Source organism: Streptomyces sp. NPDC046335 (genome assembly GCF_055587985.1).
The window spans coordinates 566,230-587,692 of sequence record NZ_JBVJFF010000004.1; the positions used below are offsets into that span (position 1 = coordinate 566,230).

Annotated in this window: 12 protein-coding genes and 1 pseudogene; 10 read left to right on the plus strand and 3 right to left on the minus strand. The window is 71.5% G+C overall.

Going from position 1 to position 21,463, the window contains the following annotated elements:
* Window positions 1-32: 32 nt before the first annotated feature.
* The 5 genes from ACZ6JY_RS12065 to ACZ6JY_RS12085 all read left to right on the plus strand — a co-directional run bounded on the left by ACZ6JY_RS12065 (window position 33) and on the right by ACZ6JY_RS12085 (window position 14,736).
* On the plus strand, window positions 33-8,426 hold the full coding sequence (locus ACZ6JY_RS12065; RefSeq protein ID WP_469194874.1) for a type I polyketide synthase: 8,394 nt from the start codon (window positions 33-35) through the stop codon (window positions 8,424-8,426).
* 102 nt (window positions 8,427-8,528) lie between these two features.
* Window positions 8,529-9,608 carry a MerR family transcriptional regulator gene (locus ACZ6JY_RS12070; protein ID WP_469194876.1) on the plus strand — a complete coding sequence of 360 codons (1,080 nt, stop codon included), beginning with the start codon at window positions 8,529-8,531 and terminating at the stop codon, window positions 9,606-9,608.
* Between the two features lie 142 nt (window positions 9,609-9,750).
* A complete protein-coding gene (locus tag ACZ6JY_RS12075; protein WP_469194878.1) occupies window positions 9,751-11,364 on the plus strand; it encodes a hypothetical protein in 1,614 nt (537 codons plus the stop codon).
* A 709-nt stretch (window positions 11,365-12,073) separates the two neighbouring features.
* Complete coding sequence (locus ACZ6JY_RS12080) at window positions 12,074-13,333, plus strand: AAA family ATPase (protein WP_469195053.1); 1,260 nt, start codon at window positions 12,074-12,076, stop codon at window positions 13,331-13,333.
* Between the two features lie 197 nt (window positions 13,334-13,530).
* Window positions 13,531-14,736, plus strand: a complete 1,206-nt coding sequence (locus ACZ6JY_RS12085) for a vWA domain-containing protein (RefSeq protein ID WP_469194880.1) — start codon at window positions 13,531-13,533, stop codon at window positions 14,734-14,736.
* Window positions 14,737-14,745: 9 nt separating this feature from the next.
* Here ACZ6JY_RS12085 and ACZ6JY_RS12090 read toward each other — a convergent pair whose 3' ends face one another.
* Both ACZ6JY_RS12090 and ACZ6JY_RS12095 read right to left on the minus strand, forming a co-directional pair.
* Window positions 14,746-15,978, minus strand: a complete 1,233-nt coding sequence (locus ACZ6JY_RS12090) for an FAD-dependent monooxygenase (RefSeq protein ID WP_469194882.1) — start codon at window positions 15,976-15,978, stop codon at window positions 14,746-14,748.
* Complete coding sequence (locus ACZ6JY_RS12095) at window positions 15,975-17,372, minus strand: MFS transporter (protein WP_469194884.1); 1,398 nt, start codon at window positions 17,370-17,372, stop codon at window positions 15,975-15,977. Before ACZ6JY_RS12095 ends, ACZ6JY_RS12090 begins: the two co-directional genes overlap by 4 nt.
* 88 nt (window positions 17,373-17,460) lie before the next feature.
* On the opposite strand from ACZ6JY_RS12095, the gene ACZ6JY_RS12100 reads away from it, so the two are divergent.
* From ACZ6JY_RS12100 to ACZ6JY_RS12110, 3 genes and pseudogenes are all read left to right on the plus strand, one after another.
* Window positions 17,461-18,105 (plus strand): TetR/AcrR family transcriptional regulator, encoded by a 645-nt coding sequence (locus ACZ6JY_RS12100; RefSeq protein WP_469194886.1) that lies wholly within the window; start codon window positions 17,461-17,463, stop codon window positions 18,103-18,105.
* Window positions 18,106-18,401: 296 nt separating this feature from the next.
* Window positions 18,402-19,313: a helix-turn-helix domain-containing protein gene (locus ACZ6JY_RS12105; protein WP_469194888.1), complete on the plus strand. Its 912-nt coding sequence runs from the start codon at window positions 18,402-18,404 to the stop codon at window positions 19,311-19,313.
* Between the two features lie 26 nt (window positions 19,314-19,339).
* A pseudogene (locus ACZ6JY_RS12110) lies at window positions 19,340-19,456 on the plus strand (SbtR family transcriptional regulator); the annotation flags it as partial.
* Between the two features lie 68 nt (window positions 19,457-19,524).
* Here ACZ6JY_RS12110 and ACZ6JY_RS12115 read toward each other — a convergent pair.
* Window positions 19,525-19,938, minus strand: coding sequence for an arsenate reductase ArsC (locus tag ACZ6JY_RS12115; RefSeq protein ID WP_469194890.1), 414 nt, complete (start codon window positions 19,936-19,938; stop codon window positions 19,525-19,527).
* Window positions 19,939-20,033: 95 nt separating this feature from the next.
* Here ACZ6JY_RS12115 and ACZ6JY_RS12120 point away from each other — a divergent pair, with 95 nt between their 5' ends.
* Both ACZ6JY_RS12120 and arsB read left to right on the plus strand, forming a co-directional pair.
* Window positions 20,034-20,339, plus strand: coding sequence for an ArsR/SmtB family transcription factor (locus ACZ6JY_RS12120; protein ID WP_469194892.1), 306 nt, complete (start codon window positions 20,034-20,036; stop codon window positions 20,337-20,339).
* A complete protein-coding gene (arsB, locus tag ACZ6JY_RS12125) occupies window positions 20,339-21,451 on the plus strand; it encodes an ACR3 family arsenite efflux transporter (protein ID WP_469194894.1) in 1,113 nt (370 codons plus the stop codon). The genes ACZ6JY_RS12120 and arsB overlap by 1 nt, the downstream gene beginning before the upstream one ends.
* Window positions 21,452-21,463: the final 12 nt, after the last annotated feature.

Sequence of the window (21,463 nt, forward strand, 5' to 3'; positions counted from 1 at the left end):
TGCTCAACCCCACGTACGAAGAGAAGAGTTCGATGCGAGTCAGTACAGGCGACGACGCGATCAGGCCCATCACGGAGAGCCTCCGGGATCACGCCTCGCGCCGCGGGGAGAAGGTCGCCTTCCAGGACCGCCGAGTGCGGCGGACCTACCGGGACCTGGAGCGGCGGACCGCGCGGTTGGCCGGACACCTGGCCGGACTCGGGCTCGGACGGGGTGAGCGCGTGGCCGTCCTGCTCGGCAACCGCGTCGAAGCGGTCGAGAGCCTGCTGGCCGTGGTCCGGGCGAGCGGAGTGGGTGTACCGCTGGACGCGGGTGTTCCGGAGGCGGAGCTTGACCGCCTGTTGGACCACTGCGGCGCGCGCGTGCTCGTCACGGACGAGGCACGGCTGTCCCGTCAGCCGGGGCTGCTGTCCCGGCCCGGGTTGACTCTGGTGGTGGCCGAGGGCGGCGGTGAGGCGGACGGTGACGCGGATGGTGAGAAGGGCGACGACGGCCGGGCTGCCGGAACCCCTGGCGTTCTGCCGGGCACGCCGGGTGCGCCCGGTGGCGCCGTACCGTACGAGGATCTGGCCGGTACGGAGCCGGTGACGCCCGCCCGGGACGATCTGGGGCTGGACGAGGTGGCGTGGACGCTCTACACCTCCGGCTCCTCCGGCACTCCCAAGGGCGTGCTGTCCACCCAACGCAACCGCCTTGCGCCGGTGGCGACGGGCCTCGTGAGTGTCCTGGGCCTGTCGGAGCGGGACCGGCTGCTGTGGCCGCTGCCGCTGTACCACGCCATGAGCCAGGTGGTCTGCGTCCTCGGGGTGACCGTGACCGGCGCGAGCGCCATGCTTCTGCCGCGGTTCTCGGTGCGGGATGTACTCGGCGAACTCCGCGGCGAGGACGCTCACTTCACACTCCTCGGTGGGGTTCCGACGACGTACTCGGCCTTGCTCGACGAGATTCGGCGCGGGGAGGGCGGCGGCCGGGATGGCGCTGGCTTGGTCGGCGGCGGTCTCGGCGCTCCCGCGCTGCGGGGTTGCATCAGCGGGGGCGCCTCCGCGGGGCCCGAGTTCCGCAGGTCCTTCGAGGAGATCTGTCGTGTTCCCTACCTGGAGCACTACGGCAGCACCGAGGCCGGCCCGGTCACCATGGCGGCACCCGGCGAGGCGTCGTCGTCGGCCGGCTCCTGCGGCCGGGCACTGCCGGGCACCCGGCTCCGGGTCGGTGGTGGCGTGGACGGACAGGACGTCGGCGAGGGTGAGTTGTGGGTGTGGGGGCCAGGTGTCATGGCCGGCTATCACGGCGCTCCGGAGGCCACCGACGAGGTGCTGAGCGAGGGTTGGTTCCGTACCGGTGACTTGGCGAGGATCGAGCCGTCCGGCGACCTCGTGATCACCGGCCGGGCGAGTGACCTCATCATCCGCGGCGGCGTGAACATCCACCCCGCGGAGGTGGAAGCGGTCCTGCGGCGGCTGCCCGGCGTGGCGGACGCCGCCGTCGGCGGGCGCCCGCACCCCGTCTTCGGCGAGGTGCCCGTGGGTTACGTGGTCCCTGGGCCGGACGGCAGCGCTCCGGACCAAAGCGACCTGGACCGAGGCGCTTTGAACCGAGGCGTCCTGGACCGAGGCGCTCTGCTGGCCGCCTGCCGTGCGGAACTGTCCGCCTTCAAGGTGCCCGCCGATCTGTACGAGGTGGACCACATCCCCCGTACCGCCTCCGGAAAGGTCAAGCGGTTCGCCCTCGCGGGCCTGAGCACGCGGGCACTCGGGGGAGGAGCAGGGGCGGAGGCCAGGGCGGGAACCGGCCCCGCGGACGACCTGCTGGCCCTCGTGCGCAGCGAGACGGCGGCCCTGGTCGGCTGCCCTGTCGAGGAGGTGGAACCGGAAACGGCTCTCCGGGACCTGGGCATGGACTCCCTGACGGCGACGACGCTGCGGGAACGGCTGTCGGCGGCCACCGGTCTTCCCCTCTCGGAGGCCGTCGCCTTCGACTTCCCCACGGCTGTGGCGCTCGCCGAGCACCTCCGCGCGCGCACCGCCGCCGCTGGGCCCGCCACCGGCACCGCGCGTCCGGGAGAGGGCCCGGCGGACGACGACCCCGTGGTGATCGTGGGGATGGCCTGCCGCTACCCCGGAGGCGTGACTTCTCCCGAGGAGCTGTGGGCACTGGTGGCCGAGGGAAGGGACGCCATCGGCCCCTTCCCGTCCGACCGGGGCTGGGACACGCAGGCACTGTACGACCCGGACCCCGGGCGGCCCGGCCACACCTACGTACGTGAGGGTGGTTTCCTCTCCGGCATCGACCGCTTCGACCCCGGCTTCTTCGGCATCTCACCCCGTGAGGCCGTGGCCATGGACCCGCAGCACCGACTGCTCCTCGAAGTGGCCTGGGAGGCCTTCGAACGCGCAGGCCTGCTGCCCCGCACCCTGCGCGGCACGTCGGCCGGGGTGTACATCGGGATGATGTACAGCGACTACGCCGGTCGCCTCGCCGAGACGCCCGAGCAGGTCGAGGGCTACCTCAGCCTGGGCAACGCCGGAAGCGTCGCCTCGGGGCGCATCTCCTACACCTTCGGTCTTGAGGGACCGGCCATCACGGTGGACACGGCGTGCTCCTCCTCCCTGGTGGCCCTGCACCTGGCGTCACAGGCCCTGGTCCGTGGCGAGTGCTCGTACGCGCTGGCCGGCGGAGTCACGGTGATGTCCGCACCGTCGTCGTTCGTGGAGTTCAGCCGGCAGCGGGCGCTGGCTCCGGACGGCCGCTGCAAGGCGTTCGGTGCCTCCGCCGACGGCACGGGATGGGCCGAGGGCGCCGGCATGCTGTTGTTGACCCGGCTGTCGGAGGCCCGAAGCGCCGGGCTTCCGGTGCTGGCCGTCGTGCGCGGATCGGCGGTCAACCAGGACGGAGCGAGCAACGGACTGACGGCACCGCACGGACCCGCGCAGCAGCGAGTGATACGGCAGGCCCTCGCACAGGCCCGGCTGGCGCCCGGCGACATCGACGCGGTGGAGGCACACGGCACCGGAACCCGCCTGGGTGATGTCATCGAGGCAGAGGCGTTCTTGGCGACCTACGGGCACGAGCCGCGTGAACGTCCCCTCTGGCTCGGCTCGGTGAAGTCGAACATCGGTCACACCCAGGCCGCCGCGGGGGTGGCGGGGGTGATCAAGACGGTACAGGCGATGGCGCACGGTCTGCTGCCCCGTACGCTGCACGCGGACGAACCGAACGACCGGGTCGACTGGTCATCGGGCCGGGTGGCGCTGCTGACCCGGCCGGCACCGTGGCCGAGGACCGACCGCCCGCGCCGGGCCGGAGTGTCCTCGTTCGGCATCAGCGGCACCAACGCCCATGTGGTGCTCGAAGAGGCCCCGGCGGTCCCGGTCTCCGTCGCGGTCCCGGTCCCGGTCCCCGTCCCCGTCCCCGTCCCCGTGACGATGTCAGCGAGGACCGTGTCCGGGCTGAAGGCCCAGGCGCGACGGCTGTACGAGTCGGTGGCCGCCGACCCGGACGTGACCCCGTCGGACGTCGGGTACGCGCTCGCCACCACCCGTACCGCCTTCGACCACCGGGCCGTGCTGGTGGCCCGGGACCGTGCCGAACTGCTCACCACTCTCCAGTCGGTGGCGGAGGGCGGAAGCCCGCCCAGGGTGCGCACGGGCACGTCACGCCGCCGAGGCCCGCTGGCCTTCCTCTTCACCGGGCAGGGCAGCCAACGCCTCGGAACGGGGCAGGAGTTGTACGCGTCGAGAGAGCGGCATCCTGGCTTCGCCCGGTCCTTCGACGAGACCTGCTCGCTGCTCGACCCCTCGCTGCCGGTGCCCCTGCGGGACGTCATGTTCGCCGCTCCGGGCACCGAGGCGGGCTCGCTCCTGGCGACGGCCCAGTTCGCGCAACCTGCGCTCTTCGCCCTGGAAACGGCGCTGTTCCGGCTGCTGGCGGACTGGGGTGTGCGTCCGGATCTGGTGGCCGGGCATTCGCTGGGTGAGGTGACCGCCGCGCATGTCGCCGGAGTGCTGCCGCTCAGTGACGCGTGCGCCCTGGTGGCGGCCCGGGGCCGGCTGATGGACGCGCTGCCGCCCGGCGGTGCGATGGCTTCTCTGGCCGCCGGTGCGGACGAGGTGGCGGCCCACCCCGCCGCGACTGGGCGCGCAGTGGAAATCGCCGCCGTGAACGGGCCCTCCTCCGTGGTCGTCTCCGGGGACGAGGCGGCTGTGGCGCGGACCGTCGCGGAATTCCGCGCGCAGGGCCGATCGGCGACACCACTGCCGGTGAGTCATGCCTTCCACTCCGTACGGATGGAACCCATGCTGGCCGACTTCGCGGAGGTGGTGCGCGGCCTGTCCTTCACCACGCCGCGGATTCCGCTGGTCACCGCCGTATCGGGACGAGCGGCCACCGATGAGGAGCTGCGCTCACCGGAGTTCTGGGCGGACCACGTCCGCCGCCCGGTCCGCTTTGCCGATACGGTGACCCATCTGCGGGACCGCGGCGCGGCGCACTACGTCGAGGTGGGTCCGGGCGGGGTGCTGACCGGCCTGGTACGGGGGTGTCTCGCCGTGCCCGACCCTGCCCCGCCCACGGACCAGGTGCCGGCCGGCGAACAGCCTCCGGCGCCGGTGGTGCCACTGGTTCTGCCGACGCTGCGACAGGCACGGCCGGAGGCCGACACCCTGGTCGACACCGTGGCGGCCCTGCACAGCCACGGGATGCCCGTCGACTGGGAATCCGTCTTCGCCGGACACCACCTCCGGCGCTTCTCCCCGCCCACCTACGCTTTCGAGCGCCGCAGGTACTGGCTCGACGCCCCCGCGCGACACCGGCCCGCGCCCCCGTCCGACGAGCCGGCCCATCCGTTCCTGTCCCACCGCACGGAGACGGCGGACGGCGGCCTGCTGCTGGGCGGACGGCTCTCCACGCACGAACACCCCTGGCTGGCCGATCACGTCGTCGCGGGGACGGTACTGCTGCCCGGCACCGCCGTCGTGGAGATGGCCCTGCACGCCGGTGCGTCGCTCGGCACGCCCGCCCTGAACGAACTCGCCCTGACGGCACCGCTGATGCTGCCCACAGACAGCATCGTCGAACTACAGGTGACGGTGTCCGGGACGGACGGCGCGGGACGGCGAAGCGTCCTCTTCCATGCCCGGCCGCACGCGTCGGACGGTCATCAACCCTGGCGCCTGCACGCCTCCGGAACACTCGAACCGCAGCAACAGCCGCAGGGCCACGCCACCGCTGACACCAGCGCCTGGCCACCACCGGGCGCCGTCCCGCTGCACGGCGACGGTTTTGACGGTGACCCGTACGGGCCGCTGGCCGGGACGGGGCTGGACTACGGCCCCTCTTTCCGTGGCCTGCGTGCCGCCTGGCGGCACGGGGATGAGCTGTACGCCGACGTCGTACTGCCCGAGACCGTACGGGCCCCGCTCACGGAACAGGACGGCCCGCGGTTCCTGCTGCACCCCGCGCTGCTGGACGCGGCCCTGCACGTCCTGGCCGTCGACGGCCGCGTGGCAGATCGGGGCGGGGCGGCCGAGTCGGACAGCGATGGGGTCGCCCTGCCGTTCGCCTTCGAGGGAGTGACCCTTCACACTGCCGCCACCGCCGCCGGGCAGCAGCGGGTGCGTGTGCGTATCTCGCCCGAACCCAACGGCCGGGCCCGGCTGGAACTGACCGACGACGGCGACGCACTGGTGGCGACGGTGCGTTCGCTGACGCTTCGGCCGCTTCCGGCTCCACTTCCGCAGCCCGGGCAGAAAGCGGCGGACCCGCACACTGGGTTCCTGCACCGCATGGACTGGGTGCCCCCGGCCCAGCCGTCCGTGCCTTCGCCGGTGCCCACATGGGGTGTCATGGGTCCGGCCGGCACACGGCTGGTCGATGCCCTGGCCCCCCGCGGCTCCGGCGTCCCGGTCTACCCCGACCCGGCATCGGCGGCAGACGGAGCACCCGCCGTGGTCGTCGTCGCCCCGTGTCCGACACCGCCGGAGACGGCAAGTGGTGCGCAGGACCTCGCGGCGCAGGTGCTGGGAGCGACGAGCCAGGCCCTGCGGCTGATCCAGGAGTGGCTCGCCGAGCCCCGTCTGGCCAACTCCTGTCTCGTCCTCGTCACCTCCGGCGCGGTCTCCCCGCCCGACGGTGACGCCCATGCCGATGCCGGGAATTACGTACCCGCTCACGCGGCGGTGTGGGGTCTGGTCCGCTCGGCTCTGCGCGAGAACCCGGGCCGTCTGGCCCTGCTCGACATGGACGATCACCCCGACTCCTGGCAACTGCTCCCCGGCCTGCTGGCCGCTCCGGCGCCGGAAACAGCGGTACGGCACGGCATGGCCTTCGTACCCCAACTCGTCCCGGTGGTGAACGGAAACAAGGAGCAGCGGCAGCGGCGGCGGCTCGATCCCGAGGGAACCGTATTGGTGACCGGCGGCACCGGTTCGCTCGGCATGCTGGTCGCACGCCACCTGGTCACCGCCCATGGCGTACGGCATCTGCTCCTCGCAAGCCGAAGAGGGCCGGGGGCGCCAGGAGCGGAGGCGCTCGTCGCCGAACTCACCCAACAGGGCGCCGAGGTGACGGTACGGGCATGTGACCTCGCGGACCGGACCGAGCTCGCGGCCCTGCTCGACTCCGTACCGGCGGCCCACCCGCTGACCGGTGTGATCCATACCGCGGCGGTGCTGGACGACGGCATCGTCCCCGCGCTCACTCCGTCCCGTCTGGAACGAGTACTGCGGCCCAAGGCCGACGCCGCCCTCGCGCTGCACAAACTGACCCAAGGGCACGACCTGGCGATGTTCGCGCTGTTCTCCTCCGTGGCCGGTGTCTTCGGCTCCGCGGGCCAGGCCAACTACGCGGCGGCCAACCATGTCCTGGACGCGCTCGCGCGGCACCGCGGCCGACTGGGTCTGCCCGGTACGTCCATCGCCTGGGGCCCGTGGGAGCAGAGCGACGGCATGACTGCACACCTCTCCGAAGTGGACCTGCGCAGGATGGCCCGCTCCGGGTTCATCCCGCTCGGCCAGGAGGAGGGCCTGACGCTCTTCGACGCCGCCGTGGCCGGTGACGACCCCGAAGTGGTCGCGGCCCACATCGCCCCGCCGACGCCACCGGAGACGGACAGCCACCGCACACCCGTATCCGCCGCCGCGGTGGAGGCGGCGGGCGGCAGCGGGGCTTCGTTCGCACGACGATTGGCGGCCGCCGCACCGGACCAGCGCACGGCCATGCTCGTCACAGAGGTACGGGCGCAGGCGGCCGCAGTCCTCGGCCACCCCGAGGGTGCCGGCGCGATCGACGAGAGCGACCGGTTGGCGGACCTGGGACTCGACTCCCTGGCCGCGGTCGATCTGCGTAACGTGCTGTCGGCATCGACGGGACTGGCGTTGCCGTCCACGTTGCTGTTCGACTTCCCCACGGCACTCTCGGTCGCCGCCGAGCTGGCGGAGCGGTACGCCCGGGACACCGTCACCCCGGAACGGCGGCACGTCACCGACCGCCCGGCGGAGGGTGAGACCCCCGAGGAAGCAAGGGCGACGGGCGCCCCCGTACGGATACAGGAGGCTCCGGATGTACCGGATGCGCTGGATGTACCGGGCGTACTAGGTGTACTGGGTGTACCGGATGCCGGGAACTCCTCGGACTCCCTGAGCGCGCTCTTCCGCAGCGCCTGCCTCCGGGGCCGCACCTGGGACAGCATGGTGCTGCTCACCATCGCAGCACGCCTACGACCGGTCTTCGACGAGGCCGAGGCCACCGACGCGGTACTCGCATCCACCACCCTCGCGACGAACGGAGCGGGCGCCCGGCTGATCTGCTTCCCCTCCTTGAGCGCATTCTCCGGCCCTTACGAGTACGCGCAACTCGGCGCCGCGCTTGAAGGCCTACGGCCCGTCTCGGCGGTGCGGCACCCGGGCTTCGAGCGCGGTGAGGCGCTGCCCGCCGGGCTGGAGGCCCTGGTCACCGCGCAAGTCGCCGCGGTCCGTGCCATCGCGGGCGAGGCTCCTCCGGTGCTGTTGGGCCGCTCGGCCGGCGGTTGGGTGGCCCAGGCCGTGGCCGAGCGACTGGAAGCCGATGGCTCCGCCCCGGCCGCCGTCATCCTGGTGGACACCTACCCGCACGACGCGGACACCAAGGAGCAGTCGATCCCCGCGATGACGTCGGACATGCTGCGACGGGCCGCGAGAGCCTCCTCGGCCGACCCCGACCGGCTCACCGCCATGGCCGGATACTTCGAGCTCTTCGCCGACTGGAAACCCGCGCCGCTCGACGTTCCGACCCTGTACCTGCGGGCCCGGGACCCACTGCCCGGCGCGGAAACCGCCCCACCCTGGGCCCTGCCGCACACCGAAGTCACCGTTCCGGGAGACCACTTCACCGTACTGGAGGAACACGCCCGCACGACGGCACTCACCGCCCAGCACTGGCTGACCGAACTCTGACGGCACGCGGACGTCCGATTGACTGGTTGACCTTCACCTTGGGGGAGGCCACAGCATCGTGAGGGCCGGGCGATGGGCCCGGCATGAGGAGGGGGACCGAGCATGGAGCTGCTGACCATCGGGGCGTTCGCGAAGGCGTCCCGGCTGTCGCCGAAGGCACTGCGCCTCTACGACGACCTCGGCCTGCTGCCCCCGGCCCGCGTCGACCCGTCGACCGGCTACCGCCTCTACGCACCGGAGCAGTTGGACCAGGCCCGCCTTGTGGCCTGGCTACGGCGCCTGGGAATGCCGCTGGCCCGTATCCGGCACGTGTGCGCGCTGGATGCGGGCGCGGCGGGCCAGGAGGTCCGCGCGTTCTGGGCCCAGGTCGAGGCCGACGCCGCCGCGCGGCGTGACCTGGCCGGCTTCCTCATCGACCACCTGTCACGGAAGGACCCCGCCATGTCTTCGACCGCGAAGCCCCTGTCGATCCGTTACGCCGCCCTGTCCGACACGGGTCTCGTCCGCGAGAGCAACCAGGACACCGCCTACGCCGGGTCCCGGCTGCTCGCCGTCGCCGACGGCTGCGGAAGCCAAGGAGCCCCCGCCAGTGCGGCAGCCGTCGACGCGCTCAAGCACCTGGAGACCGACAGCATCCCGGCAGGCAATCTCCTCAACGTCCTCGAAGACGTCATCGACCAGGCCAAACAGGCCGTGCGCGACATCGCCGGAAGCGGTTCCTCACCCGAGGGCACCGGCACGACCCTCACCGCGATGCTCTGGACAGGGTCACAGCTGGCCCTGGTCCACATCGGTGACTCCCGCGTCTACCTCCTGCGCGGCGGTGAGATGTTCCAGATCACCCACGACCACACCATGGTCCAGTCGATGGTCGACGAAGGCCGCCTCAGCCCCGAAGAAGCCGCCTCCCACCCGAGGCGATCGCTGCTGGTCCGGGCCCTGGGGCACGGTGCCGACACCGTCCCCGACATGCGCCTCCACGACGCTCGGCGGGATGACCGCTACCTGCTCTGCTCCGACGGCCTGTCCGCCGTCGTGCCGACCCAGGACATCCACCGAGTGCTCACCGAGACCAGCGAACCCGAGCAGGCAGTACGCGAACTCATCGCACTCGCCAACGGCTACGGCGGCCCCGACAACGTCAGCTGCGTGGTCGCCGACGTCTTGGAGCCCCAGCAGTAGCCGTTGACCGTGCACTCCGCGAACCGGCGGGGCTGAATCAATTAAGGCACTGACAGATCGACACCTCTATGGTTACGATGCCGTCGATGATGAACTCCTCCTCGTACGGAACGGGGGAATCGTTCGCGCAAGGTGAGTGCTGATGGCACATCACTTCGCGAACGAGATTCCTCCCCACCTGTTGATGTGGCGGCGCGTACGCCAGTACGCCGTGCCACCGTCCATGATCGAGACCGCGACCGCACGGCGTGCGGCCGGTGACTGGGCGGGGGCCTGCGCCGCCGCCCGTGTCGACGTCGACCTCGATCTGCGCGCCGTCCGCAATCGCCACGGCACCGAACTCCTCACCCGCCTCCGCGCGGACCTGCGTCGGCTGGCGCCCGATCTGCTGCGCTGGCACATGCCCCGGATCGCCCCCGACGGGCGGCTCCGGCCCGGCCTCACCATTTCCCTGACCCGCTTCCACGGTTACGCCGCCACGCCACTGCACCTGGTCGTGCGGACACCGCCCGCCTGGGCGGACGCCGGGCAGCGGATGTCCCTCGCCCTGTGGGAGGGGTCGGTGGGCGCCGCTGCCGGGTCCCGTCCGCACCATCCGTACCTGCCCCCGTCCCCGCATCCGCATCCGCATCCCGATCGGCGTTTTCGGCTCGACTTGCACCGGCATCTCTGGGACGCCGGTCGCAGCGGTGAGCTGGCGCTTCGGAGTGGGGTGAGCGGGGTGAGTGGGGTGACGTCGGCCGCGGTGCGTGGCCCGTCTGCCGGACCGGGGCGGGCCCACGATGCCGATGGGTTCGATGGGTTCGATGGGTTCGATGGGTTTGGTGGGCTCATGGGGCTCGGTGTACGTGACTCCCGGTGGGCGCTTGGCCGTTGGGCCGCCGAGGCGGAAATGTTGTTGCACGCCGAGGGGCGGCCGCGCGGGGCCTTCACCGTGCGGCTCGGTGCGCGCGGTCGCCGGGCCGCGCTCGAACTCGTCGCCCCCGACGCGAGCCATGCCCCGACGGTGCGGCCGCTGGGGGAGGCGCTGCCACCGCAGGAGGTCGCGGCGCTGCCGGTACTGCCGGAGGCCGCGGCCCGGGTCCTGCCCGACCTGGAGTTGCTGCGGGCGGGCCTGGTCGACGTCGAGTGCCTGCATCCGCTCGTCGCCGCGGCACTGCCAACGTTTGCTGCGGTGCGATCGGTACCATCGGCCGCGGGTTCGGCCCCCGGACCGGGCGATCCGCATCGCGTCCAGTGCCGCGGTGAGGTTCACCGCATCGCACTGCGGGACGGTGTGCTGACGGCGGTCGATCACGACCAGGACCAACTGCGTCGCGAGGAGCTGCTGGTGGCTTTCGGCGGGCCGCCATTGCCTTGCCTGCGGGCCATCGACGCGGTTCACCGCAGCCCGCAGGCGCTGCCCGCCGTGCGTGAGAGGCTCGGCCACGGAGATGTCACCGGGGCACTCGCGGTGGTCGAAGGGCTGCTCGGTACCGGTGCCGTCCTGCGCGACGGACCGCTCCGTGAGGCGCTGGAAGCCGCAGCGGCCCGCCGCGTAGACCATGGTCTCTTCCGATCCGGGCTGGTCGCGGGAGCTCCCGGGGCCGGGAAAGGGGCCGGTACTGGTTCCGGCTCGGGCGGCGGCGACGAGGGCGGCCCGGATGCCAGGCGTGCCAAGTCGGCTCATCGTCCTCGCCTCGACCGTCATACGCCGGTTGCCACGCGCCGCAAGCGCAGTACCCGGTCCCGTCCTCGCACCGGCTTGGCGTGTTGACCGGTCTGGTCTGGTGACCGGCTTGGCGTGTTGACCGGTCTGGCCTGCTGACCAGCCTGGCCTGTCCACTGGCCTGGCCTGTTGACCGGCTTGGCCTGTCCACCCGCCTGGTCTGCTGACCGGTCGGCCTCGTACGCCGAAGTTCCCGCCCGCACGATGCGCTGGTTGCGCAAAGCCACCCCGCGCCGCCGGCGCCTCCGCGCCCTCACGGCCCCATGACCTACGGCCTCACGGCCTCACGACCTACGGCCTCACGACCTACGGCCTCACGACCTACGGCCTCACGGCCTCACGACCTACGGCCTCACGACCTACGGCCTCACGGCCTCACGACCCGACGACCCGCAGCCCCACGGCCTCAGGGCCCCCACGAACTACGGCCCACAGCCCGACGACCCACGGCCTCGCGACCCACGGCCTCGCGACCCACGGCCTCGCGACCCACGGCCTCGCGACCCACGGCCTCGCGACCCACGGCCTCACGGCCCGACGACCCACAGCCCTGCGGCCCCACGACCCCCAGCCCCACGACCCACAGCCCCACGACCCACAGCCCCACGACCCAGGGCCCCATGACCCACGGCTCCAAAGGCCCATGCCCCCGTAAGCCTCCAAATCCGGAATGGGGCCCGCCCCGTTCCCCCGACCCACCCAGGTGATGCCCATGACCACCAGCACGCTTCTGTCCACTCCGCTCCCGGGCGCCGGCATGCCCGTATCGACGACTCTCTCCGAGCCGTCCGATACCGGCACCCGGCTCGCCCTTGCCGATGACCTGCTGGCCCTGCTGCGAACGTCCAGTACCGAGTCGCGGCCCGATGAGCAGCTCGAAGCGCTCACCCTGGCCGTGTCGGCCGACCTGCCCGTGCTGCTCTGGGGTGAGCCGGGCATCGGCAAGACCGCGGCGCTGACGCAGCTCGCCGGCTCCCTCGGCCTGCCGTTGTCGACCGTGATCGCAAGCGTCCATGAACCGTCCGACTTCTCGGGACTGCCCATCGTGGGCGACGACCCGGCGGTGCAAGGTGTGCCGATGGCGCCGCCGCAGTGGGCCGTCGAGCTCGTACGCGCCGGGCGGGGGCTGCTCTTCCTGGACGAGTTGTCCACCGCCACGCCCGCCGTCCAGGCCGCCCTGCTCCGGGTGGTCCTGGAGCGGCGGGTCGGAGCGCTGCAACTGCCCGCGGGAGTACGCATCGTGGCCGCCGCCAATCCGCGCGCCTCGGCGGCGGACGGGTGGGAGCTGAGCCCGCCGCTGGCCAACCGTTTCGTGCATCTGCACTGGACGCACGACCGTGAGGTGGTGGTGCGCGGCCTCGGCGGGGTCTGGCCGCGCGCGGAACTGCCCCGGCTGCTGCCGGAGCGGCTGCCGGAGGCGGTGACGTTCGCCCGGCGCGTGGTGTGCGGCTTCCTGGAGGCGCGGCCGACGCTGATCCACCGGCTGCCGAGCACCGAGACGCGGCGCGGCGGGGCCTGGCCGTCCCCACGGAGCTGGGAGGCGGCGCTGACCCTGCTGGCCTTCGGTACGGCGGCATCCGTCTCCCGGGATGTGCTGGCGCTGCTGGTGAGGGGCGCGGTGGGGGACGGGCCGGGTCTGGAACTCCTCGCATATCTGGACCGGTTGGACCTGCCGGACCCGGAGGTGCTGCTCGCCGACCCGGGCGCCGCCGAGCTGCCGGACCGCGGCGACCTGCGCCAAGCGGCGCTGGACGCAGTGGTGGCGGCTGTCGGGGCACGGCCGGAGCGGGAGCGCTGGGAGGCGGGCTGGGCGGTGCTGGCCCGCGCGCTGGAGACCGGCGCCCCCGACCTGCTGGTTGCCCCGGCGACGACGCTGGCCGCGCTGCGGCGCGACGACTGGGAGGTGCCGGACACGGTGGAGCGGTTGGCCGGAGTGGTCGGCCTCGCCCAGCGCGCCGACCGGTCGGTGGGCCGGGCCACGGCAGCGGCCGGGCCCGAGGCGAAGGCACGCCGATGACGGGGCCCTCGAAGCGCCCTGAGCCGCACCTGTCGCCGCGCCAGGCTCCGCGTCCGCTGCCTCGCCCGTTGCCCCGGCCCGCGGCGCCGCGCCCGGTGCGGCGGGCCCCGGCGCCAGGGCCGTCGGCCGGTTCCGGCAAGCCGGACGACCGGCCCGGACCCTGGTCGGGCGACCGCCGTCCCGGACTGCCTCTGGACATGGACAAACTGCTCACCGCCCGGCTGCACGCCGTGAAGGTCCGGCCCTACCTCGCCGACGCGCTCTTCGCACTGCACGTGGTGGAGGACCGCTCGGTGCCGACGATGGCGGTGGACGCCCACTGGCGCTGCTACGTATCCGCCGGCTTCGTGGCGCGCACCCCGGTGGAGGAGCTCGCGGGCGTCTGGGTGCACGAGGTCTCCCACCTCCTCCGGGACCACCACGGGCGGGGCGAGCGATACGCGCGCGAACACGAACAGCACGGCCCCGGTGAGCGGTTGCGACGCAACATCGCCGGGGACTTCGAGATCAACGACGACATCTACGGTGACGGCCTCCCGCTGCCCACCGGGGCAGTACTGCCGTCTCTGCTTCGGCTGCCCGACGGCCTCCTGATGGAGGAGTACCTGCGCAGGGCCTCGATGTCCGGGCCGATCGCCGAGCTGGCCTGGCTGGACTGCGGCAGCGGTGCCGACGGGCAGGAAAGGCCGTGGGAACTGGGGCCGGACGGGGCACATGGACTGACCCGGCAGCAGCGCGACGCGGTCCGTTTCCGGGTCGCGGAGGGCATCAGGGGCCGACCGGGCACAGCGCCGGAAGGGTGGCGCCGCTGGGCGGAGCAGGCGTTCCAACCGCCGCAGCCCTGGCGGCAGTTGCTCGGGTCGGCGATCCGCTCGGCGGCGGGCGCGCCGGGAGTGGGCGAGAACCACAGCTACCGGCGTCCGTCCCGACGCTCGGTCAGCGTCCCCGGGGTGGTGCTGCCCAGCCTGCGCCGTACGCCACCCAGGGTCTGCGTGGTGATCGACACCTCCGGGTCGGTCAGCGACGCCGAGTTGGGCGGCGCGCTCCTGGAGGTGGCGGCGATCTCGCGGGCGGTGGGCGGACGGCGTGACCTGGTCTCGGTGATCTCCTGCGACGCGGCGGCCGGGGTCGTCGTCCCGCTCTGCCGCGCCGAGGCGATGGAACTGTTCGGCGGCGGCGGGACGGACCTGCGCTCCGGTTTCGACCGGGCGCTGCGCAGCCGGCCGCGCCCGGACGTGATCGTCGCCCTCACGGACGGGCAGACCCCGTGGCCCTCGGCACAGCCGCCCTGCCGAACCGTCGTAGGCCTGTTCCCGCGCACCGCCCGCGGGGTCGACGAGGAGAACCCGGACTACGTCCCGGACACCCCGCCGCCCTGGGCACGTGTCGTCAGCATCGGATGAGTCCCCGAGTCACCCAGCAGGCATGAACTCGGGCAGGGTAAGGGCCGAGTGGGCCGGTCGACCCTTCGGGGCGGGCATCGTGCTGAGATTGCGCAGCATGTCGTTGCGCTGCTCCAGGGCCCGAGCGGTGGTGGGGAAGAGTGTGGCGTCGCCCTTGCCGATCTGGTCCTGGTTCGCGGTCACGAATTCACGGGTGCTGTGTTCGTAGGCGGCGAAGCCCGCCGCGTGGTCCCGGTCGGCCAGGGAACCGGCGAGCATGTACGCACCGACGAGCGCGAGGCTGGAGCCCTGCCCGGTGAGGAACGAGGGTGCGTACGCGGCGTCGCCCACCAGCGCCACCCTGCCTCTGGACCAGCGTGGCATGCGGATCTGGCTGACCGCGTCGAAGAACAGGTCATCCGCGTCACGCATGGCGGCGAGCATGCCGGGGACCTCCCAGCCCGCGTCGGCGAAGACCGAGGCCACCAGGTCCCGTTGGGCCTCCGGGTCACGGAACGCGCCGAATGGAGGTTCCGCGTGGGCGAAGTTCAGGAAGGCTTGCACTTCGTCGGTGTCGTCCCCTACGGCGTAGAGAGCCGCGGCTCTGCCCGGCGTGTTCCACATCGTCACCTCCTGGGAGAGGCCGAAGGTGTTGCGCATGGTGAACCCGGCGAAGCAGTAGCCGAGGTACCGGTGGAACTGCTCTTCGGGGCCGAACAGGAACTCCCGGGTACGTGAGTGCATGCCGTCCGCGCCGAAGACCATGTCGAACGTACGCGTGCTGCCCCCGTGGAAGGTGACATCGACCCCGCGGCCGGACCGGCCGGACTGGTCGAGGCCGGCGATGGAGTCGTTGAACAAGAACTCCACGTCGTCACGGACCGCCGCGTAGAGAGCGTCGGTGAGATCCCCGCGCCGCACCTCGATGTCTCGTCCCGCGACACTGCCGCCGACGGTATGCGGATTGACCGAGGCCACCTTGCCGCCGTCCCCGTCGAGGAAGGTGATCCGACGCAAATCGACGTGTGCGTCCCGGAGTTGGGGCAGAAGTCCCATTCTCCGGACGACCTCAAGGGCGGTGCCACGTACGTCGATGGGGTAACCACCGCTGCGCAGTGTGGCCGCCTTCTCCACCACCGTGACCTCGCATCCGTAGCGGTTCAGCCAGAACGCGAGGGCGGGGCCCGCGATGCTGGCCCCCGATATCAGAACCTTGGGCCTCGGCCTGGGGCGGACGTCCGACGACAGATCAGTGCGGGTCATTCCTTGACTCCTTTGTTCATGGTGCGGACGACAAGCAGGGACAGCGCCGTGACGGCGCCGGCTATGACGAAGCCGATGACGAAGGCGGATTCGGCCGGGACATCCGACCCGGAAGGAGTTCCGGCGGTGAGGATCGCTCCACTGACCTGCACACCCACGGCGTAGCCGAGTACGCGAGTCACCAGGACCAGGCTGGTGGCGATGCCGGTGTCACCCCGATCGACGGATGTGGCGGTGCTGGTCACCATCGCCGTGACGCACAGGCCGTTGGCGAGTGCGATCAGCACCTTGCCGAGGACGAGGTGCCAGGCCTCGGTGTGCGCGACCGCCAGGGCGGTCAAGGCGACGACCATCAGGACGCACCCGGCGGTGACCACGGCACGCGAGCCGAAACGCCGCGCCCCGATCCCGCTGAGCGGCCCGGCCAGCGACGCGGCCACGGCGCCGGGCAGCAGGAAGAAGCCGATCTCGGTGGCGCCGGCCCCGAAGCCGTACTCGTCGGTGGGTACCGCGAACAACTGCGGGACGAGATAGACCGCCACCGAGGTGCCGACGCAGATCACGAACGTCAGCACGCACGACTTCCACACCGCGGGCCGTGCCAGCATGCGCAGATCGACCATCGGCGAGGCCACGCGACGCTCAACGGCTGTCCATCCGGTGGCGAAGGCGGCCAGCACCACGACTAGGGCGCCGAGTACGAGTGGCTGCGAGCCGATGTCGGGCGCCAGCGCGAGTATGAGCATGAGCGTGGTCAGCGTCCCGCTCAGAAGAACCAGGCCGGGCCAGTCGACCCGGGCGTCGTCCGACCGGCTCGGCGGATCGTGCGGCATCAGCTTGTTCACCAGCATGGTGGCCCCGATGACCGCGAACGTCGGCAGCGCGAACATCCAGTGCCGGGACAGCCCTTCCGCGACGGGACCCGCCGACAGCGTTCCCGCCATCCCGCCGCCCACGAACAGCCCGCTGACCACCCCGATGGCCACCTTCGACTCTCCCGCGGGGAGGTGTTCGCGCACCAGGATGAACGACAGGGGCAGCGCGCCCACCATCGCCCCTTGCAGTACTTGACCGAGCAACAGGACCGGCAGGTTGGGCGCCAGGGAGGACACCAGGCCACCGGCACAGACCACCGCCATCAGCCGGACCAGGACCCGTTTTCCGCCGTAGCGGTCACCTAACTTGCCTGCGACCGGTGTGATGAGCGCGCCGGTTATGAGCAGCATGATGCTGAGCAACGCCCCTTCGGCTGGGCTCATGTCCAGCTCGCGTTGCAGGAGCGGGAGCGTCGGTGTCACCACCGACTCCAGGGCGCCGGTGGCGACTGCCAGCATGCCGAGGGCCCCGACGGCAGCCTTCCCGATGCGAGCCGGGGGAGCCAGGGTTGTGGTCATGGACGTCCTTTCCGTCATTGCCGGGCGGGGATCCCCGCGTCCAGCAACTACACTACACGGTGTAGTAAAGTCGGGTTAAGATACGGCCATGCCGACAACGAAGACGACCACGAAGACACTGCGCGAGGGGTCCACGCGGAAGCGGGCCGCCATCCTCTCCGCGGCCCGGGAGCTGTTCCTCACCGACGGCTTCGACCGGACCAGCGTGGATGCGATCGCGGCCCGGGCCGCGGTATCGAAGAGGACGGTCTACGACTACTTCGGCGACAAGCAGACGCTCCTGCAAGCAGTCGTCGACGGCGTCGGCCAGTCGCTGGTCGCCACGATTCGGCGCATCCTCGACGACACCCTCACCGGCCCGGCCGAGGGCGCTCAACTGGAGGACGTACTGGTCACGTTCTCGATGCGCATCGCGACCGACATGCTCGGCTCGGCGGAGCACGCGACGCTCCGGCGACTGGTCCGGGCGCAATCGACCCACCTGCCGGACCGGGGCGAGAACCCCATGGCCGACACCCCGGACGAGGCGCTCGCCGAGCGGTTCGCCGCCTTCGCCGAGGCCGGGCTGCTCGACGTCCCCGACGCGCGACTCGCTGCCGACCAGTTCATCGCGCTGGCCTTCGGCGTCGCGCTCAACAGGTACGGCACCGCGAACGCCGCGGAGGACACCCGCGTCCGCCCGCTCATCGTCGAGGGAGTCCGGACCTTCCTCCGGGCATACCAGGCCAAGTAGGCCCCGCCCTCCCGAACCGGGCCTGCCCCGGCTGACGGTGGTCGCTGGCCGGCACCGTCCAAGTACGCTCACTGCCAGGGAGAGTGAGGCGCTGCGTACGGAACCCGAGGGCAGTGAACGTTGCTGTCGTTGCCCGGCAACTCGACTCGACCAGACGTGGACCTCGCGCCGGAAAGCATTCGAGCCAGTTCAAATCCATCGCGACGACTGCTAGCGTCAGGCCGGTGCTCACCCTGCGTGTAGACGCCAACACAGTGTCCAGGACGCGGTTGGCCCCTTCCCCCGCGTCGGAGTCCATGGCGTGGCTGAAACTCACCGCCGCGTCGGGACGGCACCCGGTTTTCGGAGACCCCGGACCGCTCGCCCGCGCGTCACTTGCCCATCCGGACGTTGCCCTGCTCGCAGACCTGTTGCCGCAGAACGGCGACACCTACACACCTGACCTGCTCACCCCTCAGCCAGGGACGGACGCGCAGCGCCGCGACCTGATCGACGAGCAGATAGCGCAGATCGAGGCCGCAGCGCAGGACGACCTCCAAACCCAGGTCTTCACCTACACCCGGACCCACTGGAACAGGCCGCTGTCGGCCACGACCCGCCGGATCGCCGAGTCGGGGCGGATGCAGCGGCATCTCGCCAACGGTCTCGCCCGGTTCTGGCGGGATGCCCTGGCCGAGGGCTGGCCCGAACTGCGCTCGATCATCGATCAGGACATCGCCCACCGCGCGACGGCCATCGCCGCCCATGGCGTCGGCAGGGCGCTCGGAGCGCTCCATCCCGACATGGCTTGGGCAGGCGACGCGGTCACCGTCGCCAAGTCGTGGAACGGCGAAATCGACGTCACCGGCCGGGACCTGGTCCTCGCCCCCGGCGTGCTCAACTGGCCCGACGTCATCATCCAGGTCGACACCCCCGGGCAGTTCGTCCTCTACTACCCCGCCCAGCGGATCGGAGCGGGCCGGGATCGCAGGTCCGGAGGGATCGCGCAAGTGGTCGGCAACGCCCGAGCGGCCTTGCTGGCGGAGCTCGAAACCGCCCGGTCCACCGCGGAACTCGCCGCCCGGATCGGATGCACCCCGGGCACCGTCTCCTACCACCTCAGCGCACTGCACCGCGCACGCCTCGTCACCAAGGTCAGAGACGGGCGCTACGTGTTGTACGAGCGGACCGCACATGCGGCAGACCTGCTGGAAGAAGCCCGCGGCTGACATCGGCCTTGTGACGGCGAGGGCTCCTGCCGCGGACCACGGAACTCAAACAGTCACTCGCGTCGGTCGGCACCGAGCTCCTCGGCCGGGCCCGTGACGCCGGAGCCGTCCGCCCAGACCTCGCCGCCCGCGACCTGGTCCCGCTCATGTGCGGCCGCCCACCGCTACCTCGACATGCTCGAAGGCATGCGCCTCCCTGTGTTCGGCGTGCTCAGCCCTTCGCGGCAGGGGTGATTTCGGCGATCAGGGCCTCGACCAGGGTCTTGATCTCGTCCCGGATCGGGCGCACGGCCGCCACCCCCTGGCCTGCGGGGTCTTCGAGCTTCCAGTCCAGGTAGCGCTTGCCGGGGAAGACGGGGCAGGTGTCGCCGCAGCCCATGGTGACGCACACGTCGGACTCCTTCACCGCGTCGACGGTGAGGATCTTCGGCGTCTCGGCGGAGATGTCGATGCCGACCTCGGCCATGGCCTGGACGGCGGCCGGGTTGATGGCGGGGCCCGGGGCGGAGCCGGCGGAGCGGACCTCGACGCGGTCGCCGGCCAGGTGGGTCAGCCACGCGGCGGCCATCTGGGAGCGGCCGGCGTTGTGGACGCAGACGAACAGGACGGACGGCTTGTCGGCCATGGTGATCGGTCTCTCCGGTCGTACGGCGGAACCTGACCGCCATTGAATCCAGCCCCCGCTGGTATCAGCGGACGGTGATGTGACAGTATCAGCGCATGCTGACTTCAGTCGATCCTGATGTGATCCGGGTGCTGGGTGATCCGCTCCGCCTGAAGATCGTGACCCTGCTGGCGCGCGAGACGCTCTGCACGACGCACCTGGTGGAGGAGACCGGAGCCAAGCAGACCAACCTCTCCAATCACATGAAGGTGCTGCGTGAGGCCGGGCTGGTGGAGACCGAGCCGTGCGGCCGGTTCACCTACTACAAGCTCAGGCCCGAAGTGCTGGCCGGCCTGTCCGAGCAGTTCGCCGCGCTCGCCGCCTCCGCCCGTGGTGCCGCCGGGAACAAGAGGGCCTGCTGATGAGCCGCACCGACACCGCGCCGCGGCCGGGCCGGGCCACGGGGCCCGGTGACGGCATCGTCGCCAAGCTGTCCACCCTCGACCGCTACCTGGCCGTGTGGATCCTGCTGGCCATGGCCGTGGGGCTCGGCCTCGGCCGGTTGGTGCCGGGCATGAACGACGCCCTGGCGAAGATCGAGGTCGGGGGAGTCTCCCTGCCGATCGCGCTCGGTCTGCTCGTGATGATGTACCCGGTGCTCGCCAAGGTCCGCTACGACAAGCTCGACACGGTCACCGGCGACAAGAAGCTGATGGCGTCTTCGCTGGTCATCAACTGGATCATCGGCCCGGCCGTCATGTTCGCACTCGCCTGGATCTTCCTGCCGGACCTGCCCGAGTACCGCACCGGCCTGATCATCGTCGGGCTCGCCCGCTGCATCGCCATGGTCATCATCTGGAACGACCTGGCCTGCGGTGACCGCGAAGCGGCCGCCGTCCTGGTCGCCCTCAACTCCGTCTTCCAGGTCATCGCCTTCGGCCTGCTCGGCTGGCTCTACCTCGACCTGCTGCCGGGCTGGCTCGGCCTCGGCGATGGCGAGCGCCTCGACATCTCCATGTGGAAGATCGCGCTGAACGTCGTCATCTTCCTCGGCGTCCCGCTGCTCGCCGGATTCCTCACCCGCCGCATCGGCGAGAGGAAGATGGGCCGCACCGGCTACGAGAGCACGTTCCTGCCGAAGATCGGCCCGTGGGCGCTGTACGGGCTGCTGTTCACGATCGTCATCCTCTTCGCCCTCCAGGGCAAGACCATCACCTCGCAGCCGCTGGACGTCGTACGGATCGCGCTGCCGCTGCTGGTGTACTTCGCGCTCATGTTCTTCGGCACCTTCGTCCTCGGCAAGGGACTCGGCCTCGCCTACGACCGCACCGCCACCCTCGCGTTCACGGCCGCGGGCAACAACTTCGAGCTGGCCATCGCCGTTGCCATCGCCACGTTCGGCGTCACCAGCGGCCAGGCCCTGTCCGGCGTGGTCGGCCCGCTCATCGAGGTTCCGGTGCTGATCGGCTTGGTCTACGTGGCCCTGGCCTGGCGCAAGAAGTTCAGCGCCAAGGCCCTGACGACGGCCCCGTGACGCATACGGCAG